Annotated in this window: 2 protein-coding genes and 1 pseudogene; all 3 read right to left on the minus strand. The window is 57.6% G+C overall.

The genetic code is table 11. The features are described from left to right. A protein-coding gene (locus tag QMN38_RS26490; RefSeq protein WP_370655416.1) for an IS3 family transposase occupies positions 1 to 1,127 on the minus strand; the annotation gives its coding sequence in 2 pieces (ribosomal slippage) (positions 1 to 860 and positions 860 to 1,127; 1,128 coding nt annotated over the 2 pieces). This gene is flagged as partial in the annotation. A gap of 91 nt (positions 1,128 to 1,218) precedes the next feature. Beyond that, on the minus strand, positions 1,219 to 1,761 hold the full coding sequence (locus tag QMN38_RS26495; RefSeq protein ID WP_002063889.1) for an AAA family ATPase: 543 nt from the start codon (positions 1,759 to 1,761) through the stop codon (positions 1,219 to 1,221). A gap of 12 nt (positions 1,762 to 1,773) precedes the next feature. Further along, positions 1,774 to 1,917: pseudogene (locus tag QMN38_RS26500) on the minus strand (aminoglycoside 3-N-acetyltransferase); the annotation flags it as partial.

Below are 1,917 nucleotides of genomic sequence, written 5' to 3' on the forward strand. Positions count from 1 at the left end.
GGTAAGCAGAGTTTTTGAAATGTAAGGCCTTTGAATAAGACAAAAGGCTGCCTCATCGCTAACTTTGCAACAGTGCCAATGTGGGCGTCTGGTGTTGTAGAAGTTCAGATATCGGGCGATGCCAGCGCGTGCCTCGGACACAGTCTTGTAGGCATGGAGGTAGACTTCCTCGTATTTGATCGAACGCCAGAGCCGCTCGACGAAGACATTGTCTCGCCACGCACCCTTGCCATCCATCGAGATGGCAATCTGTGACCTCTTCAGCACGGCGGTGAAGTCGATGGAGGTGAACTGCGATCCCTGGTCGGTATTGAAGATTTCCGGCCTGCCATGACGGGCAAGTGCCTCCTCCACCGCCTCGATGCAGAAGGCTGCTTCCATCGTGATCGACAACCGCCATGACAAGACCTTCCGGCTGAACCAGTCCACGACGGCGCACAGATAGACAAATCCCCGCGCCATGGGGATGTAGGTCAGGTCCATTGCCCACACCTGATTGGGCCGGGTGACTGCCAGCTTTCGTATGTGCCCTGGCGCTGGTTTCGAGGTGTTCGGGCGGCGGTAGATCGCCTTGATGCCCATCTTCTTCATCAGCGTGGCGACGTGTCGCCGCCCGGTCTCCAGACCTTCTCCTCTCAAGAGCCCTTGCAACATCCGACTTCCGGCAAAGGGGTAGTCGAGATGCAATTCGTCAATCCGGCGCATAAGGGCCAGATCGCCGTCAGACACCGGACGAGGCAGATAGTAGACGCTGCCACGGCTGAAGCCGAGAAGCTTCGCCTGGCGCACGACGGATAGCTTGTGCTCGCGGTCGATCATTTCTTTCCGCCCAGCAATCCCGCCTTGCCGAGCGCACCGGATAAAAAATCGTTCTCCAGTGTCAGTTCGCCGATTTTCGCGTGCAGCGTTTTGACATCGATGGTCGGACCCGACGGCTCCGCTTTCGTTTCATCGCCGAACACACCTGTCGCCCCCTCAAGGAGCTGGTCTTTCCATTGCTTGATCTGGTTGGCGTGCACATCGAACTGCTGGGACAACTCCACCAGCGTCTGCTCACCTCGGATGGCGGCAAGTGCCACCTTCGCCTTGAAAGCCGGGCTATGGTTCCGGCGCGGTCGTCTCGTCATGGTCTCTCCTGTTCCCGGCATCTAAGCCGAAGTCAGGCAGAAACTCCACTTATCCCCGCTGTGCAGATTTCCCGAGCCAGCTCTAAGGCGATCAGGTGCGCTGATCGAGTCTGTCGAGCACCATCGCTGCAAGTTCATCGCTGGTGTGTGCACCACTATCGAGAACACGGGTTGTGGACGGAAGCCGTTCCCTTGCGGCCAAGCATCGGGCGACATTCGCTAATCGCCACTCTCGAATCTCCGCATTCCGATTCGGGTCAGGATGCATGGTCTGGTTCGAGATCCGGTGACGCAATAGGTCCTCGTTAAGCATCAGAAAGATGTGCAGCAGCTGATCGTCGATCTGCCTTAACCCGTCGAGTATCTCAGTCAGATAGTCCGGGTGCACGAGCGTCATTGGGATGATGATGTCCTGCGAGTAATTCCTGCGAATCTCGCTGACCGCAGCGATCGTAAGTCCCCTCCACAAGGGGAGATCCTGATAGTCTCCGCTCGCTGGTATGGGGACCGTTTCTTTCACCACGAACCCGATTTCCTCAGGGTCAAAGATCAGCGATTTCGGACGCCGATCGCGCAGCCGCTCAGCGAGAGTCGTCTTTCCGGCGCCGAAAGGTCCGTTGATCCAGATTATCATTGTCGACGGCCTCTAACCGGAAGGCTCGCAAGAGCGCTGGGCGGCTTCGTGTGCTGGCACGATCGGAGTGGCTCCGAAGTGCTTCTCAAGATAGGTGACGCCGAACGTCACGATGTCCTGCGCGTCGAACAGGTAGCACTGAGCAAAGCCCACGAC

This window comes from Citrobacter sp. R-1.5.2, from assembly GCF_035064245.1.
Classification (GTDB): domain Bacteria; phylum Pseudomonadota; class Gammaproteobacteria; order Enterobacterales; family Enterobacteriaceae; genus Citrobacter.